This is a genomic window from Cellulomonas endophytica (genome assembly GCF_004123805.1).
In the GTDB taxonomy this organism is placed as follows: domain Bacteria; phylum Actinomycetota; class Actinomycetes; order Actinomycetales; family Cellulomonadaceae; genus Cellulomonas; species Cellulomonas endophytica.
Genome location: NZ_RWJX01000006.1, coordinates 1 through 15,289, shown reverse-complemented (window position 1 = coordinate 15,289; position 15,289 = coordinate 1). Strand labels below are relative to the sequence as shown.

The following is a 15,289-nucleotide window of genomic DNA, read 5'->3' as shown; positions in this document are numbered from 1 at the left end:
CCCGGGCGCGGGCCGGTGCCGGCGGCGTCGCGGCCGCCGCCTCAGCCCTCGTCGTCCTCGCTCTCCCGGACGAACAGGAGCAGGTCGGGCAGGCTCGTGGCGAAGTAGTCCGTGGAGCCGTCCGGGCGGACCGCGGCGGGCGCGGTCCAGCGGGGGCGCGCCTCGCCGAGGCCGGCCGGGGGGTCGGTGCGCGGCAGCCCGAGCGCGTCGTGCACCGCGTCCCAGGCGGCCAGCGTCCGGCCCTCCCCGCCCTCCCAGGGGTGGAACCGACGGCCGAGGAGGATGGCCCGCGCGCGCTCGGCGGCCCCGGTGGCCGTGAGCAGGCCGACGTACTCGACCGTGAGGTCGTCGCGCGTGAGGACGAGGGGCTCGACGGCCTCGAGGCGGGCGCGCCGCTCCTGCGGCCCGTGGCCCAGCCGCAGCGCGAGCTGGTCCTGCTCGTACCGCAGCCGCGCGTCCTCCGGCGCCGCTGCCACCGCCTCGGCGTACCGGTGCCAGGCGAGCGCGTCGTCGTGGGCGACCGCGTAGGCGGCCAGCCCGGCGTCCCGCAGGAGGACCGGGTGCCGCAGCCCGAGGGCGAGGGCCCGCTCCCAGAGGTCCCGCGCCTCGCGTCGGCGTCCGTGCGCGTACAGCAGCAACCCCAGCAGGTGCCGGGCCACCGCGTCCTCGGGCGCGGCCTCGACGGCCCGCCGGAGCACGTCGTGCGCGTCGAGCCCGTGGGGGAACGCCCAGGTGAGGTCGGACGCCCGGGCCCGGTCCCGCAGCGCCTCGGCGGCCCCGGGGCGGCCCGCCTCGTCGAGCAGCTCCGCCGCCGTGTACAGCGCCACCGGGCGCACGTTGCCCGCCGGGGTCGGCGGCGCCGCCGCCGCCCGCTCCAGCAGCGCGACGGCGGCCAGGGGCTCCCCCGCCCGGGCCAGGTCGCCCGCGACGTCCACCAGCAGGCCGGCGTCCGTCGGCGGGCGCCGGTCGGCCAGGACCCGCAGCGTGGCGTCCAGCGGATCGGCGCGCAGGGCCGCGTCGACGAGCGCCGCCGCCTCCTGCGCCCGGCCCGTGCGGCGCAGCACCACGGCCCGCACGGCGGTGCGCCGCACGTCGTGGCCGACCACGCCGTCGAGCGTGTCCAGCACGCGCAGCGCCGCCCGGTCACGCCCGCGGCGCGCCAGGGACCGGGCGAGCTCCAGCCCGGCCGCCGCGGCCCAGGTGCCGTCCCACCCGGCCTTGCCGAACGCCCGCTCGGCCTCCTCGCCCCGGCCCAGGCGGGCCAGGAGCAGGCCCGCGAGGTAGAGGCCCTCGGCGTCGAGGGGGTTGGCGTTGCGGCGCTGGAGGCGACCCAGGGCGGTCTCGACGCGGGCCAGCGCCGCCGCGTACCGGCCGGCGCGGTGGTCGTGGTCGGCCAGCGCGAGGTTCGTGCGGACGTCCCCGGGGTCGCGCCGCAGCGCCTCGCGCCAGTAGGGCAGCGGCGAGCGCGTCGGGTGCCGGTACTGGCTCAGGTGCACGCCGGTCAGCCAGAGCTCCTCGACGGAGCCGACCGCGTGCGGCGCGGGGGGCTCGTCGGCGACCCAGGGCGTCCCGTCGGCGGGGTGGGAGGGGGCCCAGGAGACGAGGTCGCGGCCGTGCGTGTCGCGGAGCTCGACCCGCAGGTCCTCGCCCGCACCGCCCGGCGCCCCGAGGGTGCCGACCTCGCCCGGCCGCAGGTCGAGCACGCGGCGCGCCACCACCGCGCCCGCACGCAGGACGCGCAGCTCGGCGCCCCGCTGCGGGGACGTGACGGCGACCCGGACGACGACCTCGCCGGTTCCGCCCGCTCCGCCCGCTCCGCCCGCTCCGCCCGTGCGGTCCACGTGCACGGCGGCGTCGGGGGTGGCCGCGTGGGCCGGGCCGATCGCCGGGACGGGGTACCAGTGCTGCGTGAACACCTTCGTCTCGCCCGGCAGCAGCCAGGAGAAGTCCGGCTGGTTGTCGGTGTAGACCCCGGCCATGAGCTCGACGTAGGGCCCGCCGCCGTCCGTGAGCTGGTCGTCCCAGGCGTGCCCGAACGGGGCGTCGCCCCAGGTCCACTGCTTCTTGCCCGGCGACAGGCGCCGCTCGGCCCAGTGCACGAACCCCGCGCCCGCGGCGTGGTCGTAGCCGCCGAAGAAGCTCTCCTGCGAGTCGACGACCATGTACGAGGTCGGCACGGGGATGTTGCGGTACCAGTCGATCCGGTCCGCGCCGGGGTGCTCCGCCGCCAGCGCGGGGTAGTCCACCCCGTAGTAGGGCCGGTCCGCGCGCGGGAAGGCCGTCAGCGCCCGGCGGGCGTGGTCCGCGACGTACCGCACGTCCTCCGGGAAGAAGGACTGGTAGTCGTCGTGGACGCGCGCGGCCACGTTGGCCCACCACAGGAACGAGCGGCGCTCGCTCGTCCGGTTGTGCAGCCGCACCGCCAGCTCCACCAGCGAGCTGTCCGGGCGCAGCCGCACGCCGTGCTGCGCCGACATGCGCGCGAAGGGGTCGTGGTCGCCGCACCAGACGGTGACCGTGCCGTCGTCGTCGGTCTCGACGTGCGTCTCCACCGGCAGGTACGTGGCCGGCCGGTGGTGCTGCGGCCAGTTGAGCTCGACCCCGCCGCTGATCCACGGTCCGGCCAGCCCCACGAGGGCCGGCTTGATGACGTCGTTCCGGTAGAAGAAGTCGTACCCCGTGGTCTTGTCGTACCCCACGTGGATCCGCCCGCCGAGCTCGGGCAGCACCACGAGCCGCACGTACGCGTTCTCCAGGTGCACCGCCTGCCACGGCCGGTCGACGCCCTCGTCGGCCACCCTCTCCACGAGGGGCAGGGGGTACACCGCGCCGCTGGAGCCCTGGTAGACGCGGTGGTCGAGGAACATGGGGTACGGGCTCGGCTCGCCCGCCTCGTACGTGCGGATCGTCAGCGGCTCGGACCACGCCACGGCGCCCCCGGCGGCGAGGGTCGCGGCCAGGTGCGCGGGGGCGTCCGGCAGGGTGATCCGCGGCCGCGCGTCCACCGCCGCGGCGGCAGCGGCGTCGACGGCGCCGGGCAGGGCCGGCGCGGGCGGGGCGTGCTGGTCGGTGGTCATGGTGCGGTCCTCGCAGGGTCGTCGGGGGGAGGGCGGGTCGTCGGGATGCCGTCGGGGGTGCCGGGGCGGTCGTGGCCACGGCCGCTGCAGGGAGGCGGGGTCAGTCCTCGAGGGTCACGACGACCCGGGGGACGCGCACCACGTCGACCGCCGCGACGGTGATGCCGTCGGGGACGTCCCGCACGGAGGGGTCGACCCACACGCCCGTGGCCCGGCGCCAGGGCAGGAGCTCGAGCCGGACGCCGTGCCGGCGCACCTCGTCGCGCCAGGGCGCCAGGTCCACGTCCCACACGCGGCCGTGCCAGAAGTGGTCGCCCACCACCTCCTCGCCGACGAGCAGGCGGCCGACGTCGCCCGTCCACGTGATCCGCAGCAGCGCGCGGTCGACGTCGGCGAGCAGGGCGTCGGGCACGGCGAGGTCGACGCGGGCCGCGCCCGACAGGTCCGTCGGGGCGGCGAGGCGGTCCATCGGCCCGCCCCGCGTCGGCGCGGGGGGTGCCGGTGCGACGGGGTGCAGGTCCGCGACGAGCCGGCGGGCCCCTGCGTCGGGGGTCGTGAGCGTCCACGTCGTCCAGGGCGCGGTCGACGCCGCCGGCGTCACGCCCTCGCCGACGAGCCGCGCCGGCGCCGGGAGCACGGACACGGACGACACGGGACCGGTCGGGTGGGCGACGAGGGCGCCGTCCTCGGCGTGCACGGGCGCGTCGGCCAGCACGAGGCGGTCGCGGCCGCCGAGGTGGAGGCGGTGGAGCCGGTCGGCGGACGCCTCGTCGACCACGAGGACCCGGACGCCGGGCAGCCGGACGACGGTCCCGGGCCCCGGGGCGTCGGCCAGCGTCACGACGGTCGTCCCGTCCCGGGCGGCGCCGCGGCCCGCGCCCCCCACCGGCACGTCGCCCTCCAGCACGAGCTCGACGGGCACCCCGTCCGTCGCGACGAGCACGACCAGCGGGTCGACGTCCCCGGTCGCGTCGGCGGCGTCCTCGGCGTCCAGGCGCGTGAGCAGCCCCGCCGTCGCGCTGCGCAGGACGAGCGCGTCCGTCAGCGGCAGGCGCAGCGGCCAGACGACGCTGACCCCCGCGGGCAGGTCGACCGGCGCCGACGGCACGGTGAGCGGGGTGCCCCCGAGGACGACCTCGACCTGGACCCCGGGCTGCGGGGGCAGCGGGGTGTGCGCCGGCTGGTAGGTCGTGAGGAACAGGTAGCCGCGGTGCCCGTCCGAGCGCACGGACCACCGCAGCTCCTCCGGGTCCTCGCCCCCGCCCCCGATCGTCGCCGGCATCGCCGCGAGCGCGGCGTCCGCGGCCAGCCAGAGGTGCTGGCGCCGCAGGGCGTGGTGGTGCGGCCGGACCTGCCCGTGCTCGCCGATCGGCGCGTGGAAGTCGTAGGTGCGCGTCGGCACGTCGTTGGGGTAGCCCGTGGCCTGCGACTCCTGCTCCGTGCCGTGCGCGCCCACCCGCTGCGTCCCGCCGGCGTACATGTAGTAGCCCTGCCAGACGGAGCCGCTGCCGATCTTCGCCAGCGCGAGGGCGGCCACGTCGAGGGGCTGCACGAGCGGGCGGCGGTGGTAGGCCACGTGCATCCCCCCGCCGAGCTCGCAGGTGGCGTACGGGAGCGCGTCGTCGTCCTGGCGCGGCGGCACGGCGGGGTCGAGGACCACGCCGTCGAGCGCCTCGCGCAGGTCGGCGCCCACGGACAGGTCGTCGCGGACGCTGCTGTACCGGAAGTGCACCGGGGCGAAGGGCGGCCAGCCGGTCGTCGTCTCCTCCCAGAAGCCGTCGGGGTAGGCGCTGTAGACGGGCAGCAGGGTCCCGGGCACCTGCGCCCCGCCCCACCCCGTCGCCGTCCACAGCGGCACCCGCAGCCCCAGCTCCTCCGCCGTGCGCCGCAGCGTCGCCAGGTGGCCCGGCTGGTCGTACAGCTCGTTGTCCACCTGCACGCCGACGACCGGCCCGCCGTCGGTGTGGCTGAGCCCCTCGAGCTGGGCGGCCGTCTCGGCGTACAGCCGGCGCACGAGCGCGAGGTAGGCGGGGTCGTCCGTGCGCGGGCGCACGTCGTCGCGCCCCACGAGCCAGTCCGGGAAGCCGCCGTGGCGGGCCTCCCCGTGCGCCCACGGGCCGATCCGCACGACGACGTCCAGCCCGTGCCGGGCCGCGAGCAGCACGAAGGCCCGCAGGTCGCGGTCCCCGTCCCAGCGGAACACCCCCGGCTCGGGCTCGTGGGCCTGCCACAGGACGTAGGTCGCCACGCTGTCGAGCCCTCCGGCGCGGGCGTGCCCCAGGACGTCCGACCACCGCTCCCGCGGCACCCGCGCGTAGTGGACCTCGCCGCTGACCGGGAACCAGGGCCGCCCGGCCCGCTCGAACCAGCCGCTCGTCACCTCGATCCGGTCCGGCGTCCCGGCCGGCTCCCCCAGCGGGAGGTGGCCGCGGCGCGGCGCGGGCGGGACGGGCACGACGAGGCGGCGTGCGCCCCGGGCCGGCCCGGGCGCGCGGGGCCCGGTCGTCCCCGGCACGCCCTCGGCGGCGGTCTCTGCGGTGAGCATGCGACGACCGTAGGGTCCGCCCACGCCGGCGCGCAGGAGCCGGGTCGATGCAGACCCTGGACGAAACCGCGCCGGGGCTGGGGACGTCCCGCGCCCGGGGGCGCAGCGACTCAAGGGGTGCCCTCCCCGCGTCGATGAGGAGGGGTCGACGACCGTCGGCACCGGTCCTCCCGCCCTCGGAGCCCCCCATGAGCGCCACCCTGCTCGCGACCCCGCCCGTCGCGGCGACCGACCCCGCCGCCGTCACCGCCACCGCCACGGCCACCGAGACGCTGCGCGGCGTCGACGCCGCCACCGGGCGCGTCGGCACCTGGCACCTCGTCGCCGGGTCGGGACCCGACGCGGGCCTGTGGGTCGTCGAGCACGTGGCGGGCCACGTCATGAGCGACGCGGTGTGGATGCAGACGGCCAAGGACGTGACGGTGCTCGACGAGGGCGCCGTCCTCGCGCTGCGGGAGCGCGTGCGCCCCTGCTGCTGAGCACGTCCCCGGGGCGCCGCGGGACGGTCCGGCGCGCCCCGGACCCCCGCGCACCCGTTCCCCGTGCAGCGGCACGCACCTGCCTCCCGGGGCGCGCCGTCCGGTGGTCCCCGGGTCCTCACCCGGTCGTGGGACTCGTCGTGGGACTCTTTGCGGCGCCCGAGGCGTTACGGGTACGGTCGTCGCGCCCACGGCGACGGTCCGGGACAGGCGAGGAGGGGACAGGCGTGCTGCACCGCACCCTCCGGTCCCTCGTGGCCGTGCCGTCGCAGGCGGACGACGTGGTCGTCGCCCGCCCGTGTCGCTGTCCCTAGAGCGCTGGACGCCCTCGTCCGAGGGCGGGTCCGTCCCTGCGACGCACCCGCACCAGCGCTCGCCCCGCGGACGGCCCCGTCGCACCCCTCCCGGACCCACGTCCCGGGCCGGCCGTCCACGACGACCACCGCCCCGACCGGTCCCAGGAGGACAGAGACGCCATGGCCCGCATCTACGACGACGCGACCCAGCTCATCGGCAACACCCCGCTCGTGCGGCTCAACCGCATCACGGACGGCGCGCCGGCGACCGTCCTGGCGAAGCTCGAGTTCTACAACCCCGCCAACTCGGTCAAGGACCGCATCGGCGTCTCCATCATCGACGCGGCGGAGGCCTCCGGGCAGCTGACGGCCGGCGGCACGATCGTCGAGGCGACCTCGGGCAACACGGGCATCGCCCTCGCCTGGGTCGGCGCGGCGCGCGGCTACAAGGTGGTCCTCGCGATGCCGGAGACCATGTCGAAGGAGCGCCGGGCGCTGCTGCGGGCCTTCGGCGCCGAGCTCGTCCTCACGCCCGGGTCCGAGGGCATGCGCGGCGCGGTGAACCAGGCCGAGGCGATCGCCGCCGAGCGCCCGGGCGCCGTCCTGGCCCGCCAGTTCGCCAACGAGGCCAACCCGGCCGTCCACCGCCGCACGACGGCCGAGGAGATCTGGACCGACACCGACGGCGCCGTCGACATCTTCGTCGCGGGCATCGGCACGGGCGGCACCATCACCGGCGTCGGCCAGGTGCTCAAGGAGCGCAAGCCGGGCGTGCAGGTCGTGGGCGTCGAGCCGGCCGAGTCGCCGATCCTCAACGGCGGCGCCCCCGGCCCGCACAAGATCCAGGGCATCGGCGCCAACTTCGTCCCCGAGATCCTCGACCGCGAGGTCTACGACGAGATCATCGACGTCGACGCCGAGACCTCGGTGAAGGTCGCCCGCCGCGCCGCCGCCGAGGAGGGCCTGCTCGTCGGCATCTCGTCGGGCTCCGCGCTGCACGCCGCGACCCTGCTCGCGCAGCGTCCCGAGAACGCCGGCAAGACGATCGTCGTCATCGTCCCGTCCTTCGGGGAGCGCTACCTGTCCACGATCCTCTACCAGGACCTCATGGACTGACGGGCCGCCCCCGTCCCGCGCACCACCGCCCGTCCGGCCCCGGCACCGCGCCGGGGCCGGACCGGCGTCCGCCCCTCCCGATCCGAGGCCCCCTGCATGTCCCACCACCTGCCCTTCCGCGCGACGCTGCGGGAGGACCTGCAGGCCGCGCGCGACCACGACCCGGCCGCACGCAGCCTCCTCGAGGTCGCCCTCGGCTACCCGGGCGTGCACGCCGTGTGGGCGTACCGGGCCGCGCACCGGCTGTGGCACCGCCCCGGCCTGCAGCTGGCCGCCCGCCTGCTGTCCCAGGCCGCGCGCGCCACCACGGGCATCGAGATCCACCCCGGCGCCGTGCTGGGCCGCCGCCTCTTCATCGACCACGGCATGGGGGTGGTGATCGGCGAGACGGCCGAGGTCGGCGACGACGTGGTCCTCTTCCACGGCGCCACGCTCGGCGGCACGTCGATGCGCCACGGCAAGCGGCACCCGACCGTCGGCGACCGCGTCGTCGTCGGCTCCGGCGCCAAGGTCCTCGGCCCGGTGACCGTCGGCGACGACGCCCGCATCGGCGCGAACGCCGTCGTCATCCGTGACGTGCCGGCCGGCAGCACCGCGGTCGGCGTGCCCGCGACGATCCGACGCCGCCCCGTGACCCCGCTGCTCGCCGACGTGGACGACCCGGCGATCTACATCTGAGGCCCGGCACCCGGGCCGGCGGCGCCCGGGCCCGCGGCGCCCAAACCCGCGCGACGCAGGGCCGCGACGACGTCCGGCAGGTCCCCCGGGTCCGTCTGCAGCGCGAGCGTCGTCGCGACGGACCCCCGCCACCGGCGTGCCTGCTCCGTGAGGTCCGCGGCGGTCCCGACGAGCGCCACCTCCCGGACGAGCTCCGTCGGGACGGCGGCGGCGGCCCCGGCGCGGTCACCGGCGCGGAAGCGGGCCTCGACCTCGTCGAGGGCGTCGGCGTACCCCAGCCGGTCCAGGGCCGCCCGGTGGTGGTTGGCGCCCGGGGCCCCCATCCCGCCGGCGTAGAGCGCGACAGAGGGCCGGACCCGGTCCGCGGCCCGCTCCACGTCCGGGCCCAGCGCCACGGGCAGCGTCGCGACGACCTCGAACGCCTCGGGCGGCGGCAGGCGCGGGTCCCGCCGTGCGAAGCCGTCGGCGAGCTGCTCGCGGACGGCCGCGTCGGACGACGGCGTGACGAACAGCGGCAGCCACCCGTCGGCGATCTCCGCCGCGAGCGCGACGTTGCGCGGGCCCTGCGCCGCCAGCAGCACGGGCAGGTCGGCCCGCAGGGGGTGCAGCGTGGGCCGCAGCGCGCGGCCGAGCCCGCTGCCCTCGGGCTCGGGCAGGGGCAGGCGGTAGAAGTCGCCGGCCGCCTGCACCGGGGCCTCCCGCCGCAGCACCTGCCGCACCACGGCGACGAACTCCCGGGTCCGCGCCAGCGGCCTGGCGTAGGGGCGGCCGTACCAGCCCTCGACGACCTGCACGCCGGAGGCCCCCAGCCCGAGGACCGCGCGCCCCCCGGAGAGGTGGTCCAGCGTCATCGCCGCCATCGCGGTGGCGGTCGGGGTGCGCGCGTCGAGCTGCGCGACCGCCGTGCCGAGCCGCACCCGGGACGTGGCGGCGCCCCACCACGCCAGGGGCGTGAAGGCGTCCGACCCGTACGCCTCGGCGGTCCAGACGGAGTCGAGCCCCAGCGCGTCCGCGCCCGCGACGGCCTCGGCGACGCCGGGCGGCGGCCCCGCGGACCAGTAGCCCGTGTGGTACCCCAGCGCGGGTCCTGCCTGCCGTCCGTCCATGTCGACGCCCCTTCCGGCGCCCGCCCTCGCCGCGCCGGCCGCCACCGTAGCGGGCCGCCCCACCACCGGTGCGGCGGAGGGTCGGCCGTCGCGGCGGCGCTAGGGTCGCGGCCGTGGACGAGGAGTACCTCGAGGCCGTGCTCGACGTCGTCGCCGGCATCCCGTCGGGGCGCGCGATGTCCTACGGCGCGGTGGCGGAGGCGGCGGCGGAGCGGCTGGAGGCGGCCGGGTCCACCCGCCGCGGCGGGCCCCGCCAGGCCGGGCAGGTGCTCGCCCGTGCCGGCTCCGGGGTCGCGTGGTGGCGCGTCGTCGACGCCTCGGGCCGCCCGCCCGCGCGGCACGCGTCCCGCGCGCTGGGGCACCTGCGCGAGGAGGCCACGCCGCTCGTCGCCGACGGCACCCGCGTGGCCCTGCGCACCGCCGGGTGGTTCCCGCCGCCGCCGACCGGCGCGGACCCCACGAGGGGGTCGGCCGGGGACGACCCGCACGACGGCTGATCACCTCTCCTGCCACGCCGCCCCGGGGCCGGTCCCGAGGGCCTCGACCACCGCGCCCTCCGCCGGGACTCCGACGTCGCGGACGACCGCTCCCCCGCCGTGCCGCGGCCACTCCCGGAACCCGGCGAACACCGACGGGACGCCCCGGGCCCGGGCCAGGTCGAGGTCGTCCATGACCTGCACGTGCACGTGCGGCTGCGTCGAGTTCCCCGAGCTGCCGCAGGCGCCCAGGGCCGTCCCCGTCACCACGCGGTCCCCGACGGCCACGCGGAGCGACCCCGCCCGCAGGTGCACCAGCGCCACGAAGGGGCCCCCGTCCGCGAGCGCCAGGACGACGTGGTTGCCGGCCACCGCGCCGGTCCCCGCCCGCAGCCGCCCCGGCTGCCCGAGGGCGTACGGCAGCAGCGTCAGCGGCGAGCGGCGCGCCGCGTAGTCCGCCTCGCCGTCGTGCGCGACGACGACGACCCCGTCGCCGGGCGCGAGGACGGGGCGCCCGAACCCGACGAACCGCTCCGGCGGCTCCGTGCCCAGGACGGTGCGCAGGTCGCGGACGGGCGAGGAGCGGCCGCGCGCGTCGACCCCGACGAAGTCGATCGCGTACCGCTGCCCCATGAGGTCGGTGCCGTGGCTCGGGACGCGGCGGGCGGGGCTGTTCTCGACCCGCCACCGTCCCGCGAACGGCAGCGCGAGCACGACCATCCCGGCACGGTAAACCCGCGACCCCTCAGCCGGACGGGGTCTCGTCCGGCGACGACCCCTCGAGCACCGTGCGCAGGAGGGCGAGGTCGGCGGTGACGAGCGCGACGTCGCGCTCGAACTCCTGGTCGGACATGCCGGGCGCGCGCCGGACGGTGAGCACCACCTCGCACCCGTCCTCGTCGGGCAGCGCGCGCAGCGGCACGTGCACGGTCTCCCCCGAGGGCGTGACCACGTCGTGGTCGAGGACGCCGAAGGGGTTGGGCGGCGCGAACGTCACGCGCGCCTCCCCCTGCGGCGTCGCGACGAACCACTCCCCGTCCCGGTGCTCGACCGAGGTGCCGAGGCCCGGTGCCCACGACGGCAGGTGCGCGGGGTCGGCGACGAAGGCGCACACCTCGTCGAGCGGGCGGGCGACGTGGACGGCGACGTGCCGGGACTCGTGGACCATCCCCGCAGCCTGCCACCGGGGCCGCTGGGGGACGAGGCCGACGGACGGACCGCCGGGCCCTCCCGCCCCGTCGGGCGGGCGCCCGATGAGTCGTCGGACGGCCGGCGGTCTACCCGCGCATGACCACCACCACCGCCGCCGAGCCGGTCCTCGTCCCCGCGCGCGGCGCCCGCATCGCCACGTACCGCCTCGGCGACGCCGCCGCCATCACCCCCGGCGTCCCGCCCCTGCTCCTCGTCGGCTCCCCGATGGACAGCACGGGCTTCGGCACGCTCGCCTCGCACTTCCCCGACCGCCTCGTCGTCCTCGTCGACCCGCGGAACACCGGCCGCAGCGAGCGCGACGACCCGTCCGCCGCGGTCACCGTCGAGCAGCACGCCGAGGACCTGCACGCCGTGGTCGAGGCGCTGGGGGACGGTCCCGTCGACCTGTTCGGCTCGTCCGGCGGGGCGACGAACGGCCTCGCGCTCGTCGCCGCCCACCCCGACGACGTGCGGCTCCTCGTCGCGCACGAGCCGCCGCTGGCCGCTCTCCTCCCCGACGCCGACGGCGTGCGGGCCGCCACGGAGGACATCCTGGCGGCCTACGACGCCGGCGGGTCCGGGCCCGCGATGGCGCGGTTCATCGCCCTCGTGTCCCACCGCGGTCCGGTCGACGCGGACTTCCGCGCGCGGCCCGCCCCGGACCCGGCGGCCTTCGGCCTGCCGACCACGGACGACGGCACGCGCGACGACCCGCTCATGGCCAACATGCGCGGCGGCGGCGTGGGGTGGACGCCCGACCTCGAGGCCCTGCGCGCCGCGCGCACGCGGGTCGTCGTCGCCGTGGGCGAGGAGTCCGGCGGCCCCGACGACGGCGAGATGGCCGGGCGTGGCGGGCACGCGCTCGCGGCGGCGCTCGGCCGGCCGCCCGTCGTCCTCCCCGGCGGGCACGCGGGCTTCCTCGGCGGCGAGTACGGGCAGACCGGCCGGCCGGTGGAGTTCGCCCGTGCGTTGCGCGCGGTCCTGGCCGGCGATGCCTGAGGGCGACGACGCCGCCGCCGTCGTCCGGGCGGAGACCCTGCGTGCGCCGGGCAGCCGGACGCTGCGGTTCGAGGGGGCGGCGCACGGGTCGGGCGTCAGCTTCTACCTCGTCGACGACGACCCGGGGCAGGGGCCCGGCCTCCACCGGCACCCCTACACCGAGACGTGGACCGTCCTCGAGGGCCGGGCGACGATCACCCGGGGCGACGTCGTCGTCGTGGCGGAGGCCGGGGACACGGCGGTCGTGCAGCCCGGCACCTGGCACGCCTTCACGAACACGGGGTCCGGGCGCCTGCGCATGGTGTGCATCCATGCCTCGCCGGTGTTCGTGCAGGAGGACCGGACCGACGAGCGCGGCCGGGCGAGGTGAGGACGGACCTGCGGCGGACGCTCGACCGGTACGCCGCCCGGCGCGGTGAGCCGCGCGTGCTCGAGGTGCCCCCGGCGCGCTACCTCGCCGTCGACGGGCGGGGCGACCCGGACACCGTCCCGGCGTACGCGGAGGCGGTCGCCCTGCTCTACCCCGTGGCGTACGCGCTGCGGGCGGTGAGCCGGGAGGCGCTCGGCGCGGACTACGTCGTGCCGCCGCTCGAGGGGCTCTGGTGGGCGGACGACCCGGTGTCCTTCACGGACCGGCGGGACAAGGGCGCGTGGTCGTGGACGCTCCTGGTCCTCGTCCCGGACGGGCTGGGCGACGAGCACGTGGCGGCGGCGCGGGCGGCCGTCGCGGCGCGCTCGCCCGTCCTGCCCCTCGACCGGCTGCACGTGCTGGGGCTCGACGAGGGGCTGTGCGTGCAGACCCTGCACGTCGGCCCGTACGACGACGAGGGCCCCGTGCTCGCGGACCTGCACGGGCGGTTCCTGCCGGAGCACGGGCTCGTGCCGACGGGCCGGCACCACGAGGTCTACCTCGGAGACCCGCGGCGCACGGCGCCGGAGCGGCTGCGCACGATCCTGCGCCAGCCCGTCCGCCGGACGGCCGACGCGGCCGGGTGAGCCCGGGTGCTGGTGCGGCAGGGCGGGAGGCCCGGGCCACGGCCCGTGCGGCGGTTCAGGCCGCGGCGGGCAGGGGCCCGGCGACGACGGCGATGGCGCCCTCGGGCAGCGGCCCCGGCGCGGTCCCGGCGACGACGAGCGCGGCCCGCTCCCAGGGGCGCTGCGCGGCGAAGAACGGCAGCTCGTGCGCCATCCACTCGTCCCAGAAGGCGACCGCGGCGGCACGGTCGCCGTTGACGCCCTGCGCCACGTCGCGGTCGATCGCGCGCCGCTCGGCCTCCGCCGCGTCGGACTGCACCCACACCGTGGCGTCGAGCAGGTGGGCGTGCTCCCGGTGGCTGGCGCCCGTGCCCTCGACGACGACGAGCGACGTGCCCGCGGGCACCTCGACGGCACCCGGCCGCCCCCGCCGCTCCCACGCCGGAGGCCGCAGCCGCCCGGCGCCGTCCCGGTGGACGGCCTCGAGCAGCCCCTGGAGCAGGTGGCCCCAGCCGAAGAACGCCTCGTGCCAGGCGAGGTCGTCCGTGTGCACGACCGCCGTGCTCGGGACCGCCGCGGCCAGCCGCCGGGCGAGGGTCGACTTGCCGGCGCCGCCCCGCCCGTCGACGGCGACGACCCGCGGCCGGCCCGCCGGCTCGCCCGCGGCCTCGAGCACCCGGGCGACGAGCGCGGCCTCGTCGACGACCCTCCACCCCGTCGCGGCGGGCTCGCCCGTGGGCAGCAGCATCGGCACGGCCGACATCCTGCCGCACGGCCTCCCGCCGGCCCCGGTCCCCCTGCCGGAAAGGTGGTGCCCGGGGCCCCGTGGGGACGGCACGATGGCGCCATGGTCGCCACCGACACCTCCACCGCCGCCGCTCCCGGTACCGGGACGCCCTCGCAGGACGTCCCCACCGTCCGCCCGCACGCCCTGCCGGAGGGGTACCGCACGGTGCCCGTGCCGGCCGAGCGCGTCGAGGAGTACCTCGCGGTCGACGCGCTGGCGTTCGCGATGGCCACGACGCCGGAGCTGCAGGCCCAGCTGCCGTTCACCGTGCCGGTCGACCGCGCCATGGGCGTCGAGGGGCCGGACGGCGGCCTCGCGGCCGTGCACGGCTCCTACGCGTTCCGCATGCCCGTGCCCGGCGGCGACGTGGCGTGCGCGGGCCTCACGTGGGTCGGCGTGCGCCCCGACCACCGCCGCCGCGGGCTCCTGCGGAGCATGATCGCCACGCACGTCGAGCGCAGCCTCGAGCGCGGCGAGCCCGTCTCCGCGCTGTGGGCCGCCGAGCCGGCGATCTACGGCCGCTTCGGGTACGGCTCCGCGGCCGACTCCGTCACGTGGGACCTCACGCGCGGGGCGCGGCTGCGGGACGTGCCGGGATCGGCGGACCTGCGGGTGCACCTGCGCCGCGCGGACGGGGCGCACGACGGCGAGCTCGTCGAGCGGCTGCACCGGGCCGGGGCGCACCGCCCGGGCTGGATGACGCGCGACTCCGACGTCCTGCGGCAGCGGGTGTTCGTCGACCCCGTCGAGTGGCGGCACGGGGCCGAGGCGCTGCTGCTGCTCACCGTCGCCACGGCCGACGGCGAGCCGCGCGGCTACGCGCTCTTCGCCCGCACGGAGAAGTGGGAGCCGACCGGCCCCGCGGCGTCCGTGCGCGTCAAGGAGGTCGGCGCGCTCGACGCCGCCGCCGCGCACCGCGTGTGGTCGTTCCTGCTCGACCTCGACCTCACCGCCACCGTGCGGACGCCGTCCCTCGCGCTCGACGACCCGCTGGCCGCCCTCCTCGTCGACCCGCGGGGGCGCGGCACCCTGTCGGACAACCTCTGGGTGCGGCTGCTCGACCTGCCCACGGCGCTCGCGGCCCGGCGCTGGAGCGCACCCGTGGACGTCGTCCTCGAGGTCACCGACGCCTTGCTCCCCGCCAACGCCGGCCGGTGGCGGCTGGCCACGGGCGAGGGTGCCGCGGACGGCACCCGCCCGGCGGTCCTCGAGCGGACCGACGCCGAGGCCGCGGTCCGGCTCGACGTCCGCGAGCTCGGCGCCGCCTACCTCGGCGGCCGGTCCTTCACGGCCCTCGCCGCCGCGGGGCTGGTCCGGGGAGACGCGGCCGCGCTGCGCGCCCTGGACCTCGCCGCCGGCTGGCCGGTCGCGCCCCTCTGCAGCTGGGTCTTCTGACGCAGGGTCCTCTGACGCAGGGTCCTCTGACGCAGGACCGGGCCGCGGGCGGCCCGGGGGCGGCGGGGCGGGCACGGCCCGTCGTGCCGCGTCCGGCGCCTGCGGGCCGGGCGGTCGGGCGCGTGCGGCCGGGCCTGGGCTAGCGTCCCGGCCCGTGCCCCGCGACCCG

At 78.3% G+C, this 15,289-nt stretch carries 14 protein-coding genes; 8 read left to right on the top strand and 6 right to left on the bottom strand.

Going from position 1 to position 15,289, the window contains the following annotated elements:
- Positions 1-41 precede the first annotated feature (41 nt).
- Positions 42-3,077 carry a DUF5107 domain-containing protein gene (locus EJA20_RS03080; protein ID WP_129336716.1) on the bottom strand — a complete coding sequence of 1,012 codons (3,036 nt, stop codon included), beginning with the start codon at positions 3,075-3,077 and terminating at the stop codon, positions 42-44.
- A gap of 100 nt (positions 3,078-3,177) precedes the next feature.
- Positions 3,178-5,622, bottom strand: a complete 2,445-nt coding sequence (locus EJA20_RS03075; RefSeq protein ID WP_129336715.1) for a beta-galactosidase — start codon at positions 5,620-5,622, stop codon at positions 3,178-3,180.
- Positions 5,623-5,810: 188 nt separating this feature from the next.
- Between EJA20_RS03075 and EJA20_RS03070 the strand changes: the two genes are divergently transcribed.
- The 3 genes from EJA20_RS03070 (at position 5,811) to epsC (ending at position 8,191) form a co-directional block, all read left to right on the top strand.
- Complete coding sequence (locus EJA20_RS03070; protein ID WP_129336714.1) at positions 5,811-6,101, top strand: hypothetical protein; 291 nt, start codon at positions 5,811-5,813, stop codon at positions 6,099-6,101.
- Positions 6,102-6,577: 476 nt separating this feature from the next.
- Positions 6,578-7,513, top strand: a complete 936-nt coding sequence (gene cysK, locus EJA20_RS03065; RefSeq protein WP_129336713.1) for a cysteine synthase A — start codon at positions 6,578-6,580, stop codon at positions 7,511-7,513.
- Between the two features lie 96 nt (positions 7,514-7,609).
- On the top strand, positions 7,610-8,191 hold the full coding sequence (gene epsC / locus EJA20_RS03060; RefSeq protein ID WP_129336712.1) for a serine O-acetyltransferase EpsC: 582 nt from the start codon (positions 7,610-7,612) through the stop codon (positions 8,189-8,191).
- Here the strand turns inward: epsC and EJA20_RS03055 are convergent.
- A complete protein-coding gene (locus EJA20_RS03055; RefSeq protein WP_129336711.1) occupies positions 8,182-9,297 on the bottom strand; it encodes an LLM class F420-dependent oxidoreductase in 1,116 nt (371 codons plus the stop codon). The two genes, epsC and EJA20_RS03055, sit on opposite strands and share 10 nt — an antisense overlap.
- A 113-nt stretch (positions 9,298-9,410) precedes the next feature.
- On the opposite strand from EJA20_RS03055, the gene EJA20_RS03050 reads away from it, so the two are divergent.
- On the top strand, positions 9,411-9,794 hold the full coding sequence (locus EJA20_RS03050; RefSeq protein ID WP_129336710.1) for an MGMT family protein: 384 nt from the start codon (positions 9,411-9,413) through the stop codon (positions 9,792-9,794).
- Here the strand turns inward: EJA20_RS03050 and EJA20_RS03045 are convergent, their stop codons facing one another.
- Positions 9,795-10,493: a M23 family metallopeptidase gene (locus tag EJA20_RS03045; protein WP_129336709.1), complete on the bottom strand. Its 699-nt coding sequence runs from the start codon at positions 10,491-10,493 to the stop codon at positions 9,795-9,797.
- Between the two features lie 25 nt (positions 10,494-10,518).
- Positions 10,519-10,941: an SRPBCC family protein gene (locus EJA20_RS03040; RefSeq protein ID WP_129336708.1), complete on the bottom strand. Its 423-nt coding sequence runs from the start codon at positions 10,939-10,941 to the stop codon at positions 10,519-10,521.
- 119 nt (positions 10,942-11,060) lie between these two features.
- Between EJA20_RS03040 and EJA20_RS03035 the strand changes: the two genes are divergently transcribed.
- From EJA20_RS03035 to EJA20_RS03025, 3 genes are read left to right on the top strand one after another with little or no spacing between them, the layout of a single operon-like run.
- The gene (locus tag EJA20_RS03035; RefSeq protein WP_129336707.1) at positions 11,061-11,963 is read left to right on the top strand and encodes an alpha/beta hydrolase; all 903 of its coding nucleotides are present in this window, start codon (positions 11,061-11,063) and stop codon (positions 11,961-11,963) included.
- Positions 11,956-12,333 (top strand): cupin domain-containing protein, encoded by a 378-nt coding sequence (locus EJA20_RS03030; RefSeq protein WP_129336706.1) that lies wholly within the window; start codon positions 11,956-11,958, stop codon positions 12,331-12,333. Before EJA20_RS03035 ends, EJA20_RS03030 begins: the two co-directional genes overlap by 8 nt.
- Positions 12,330-12,959, top strand: coding sequence for a GyrI-like domain-containing protein (locus EJA20_RS03025; RefSeq protein ID WP_129336705.1), 630 nt, complete (start codon positions 12,330-12,332; stop codon positions 12,957-12,959). The genes EJA20_RS03030 and EJA20_RS03025 overlap by 4 nt, the downstream gene beginning before the upstream one ends.
- Positions 12,960-13,014: 55 nt before the next feature.
- Here the strand turns inward: EJA20_RS03025 and EJA20_RS03020 are convergent, their stop codons facing one another.
- The gene (locus EJA20_RS03020; RefSeq protein ID WP_205687336.1) at positions 13,015-13,692 is read right to left on the bottom strand and encodes a uridine kinase family protein; all 678 of its coding nucleotides are present in this window, start codon (positions 13,690-13,692) and stop codon (positions 13,015-13,017) included.
- 93 nt (positions 13,693-13,785) lie between these two features.
- On the opposite strand from EJA20_RS03020, the gene EJA20_RS03015 reads away from it, so the two are divergent.
- Positions 13,786-15,120 carry a GNAT family N-acetyltransferase gene (locus tag EJA20_RS03015; protein WP_129336704.1) on the top strand — a complete coding sequence of 445 codons (1,335 nt, stop codon included), beginning with the start codon at positions 13,786-13,788 and terminating at the stop codon, positions 15,118-15,120.
- Positions 15,121-15,289: the final 169 nt, after the last annotated feature.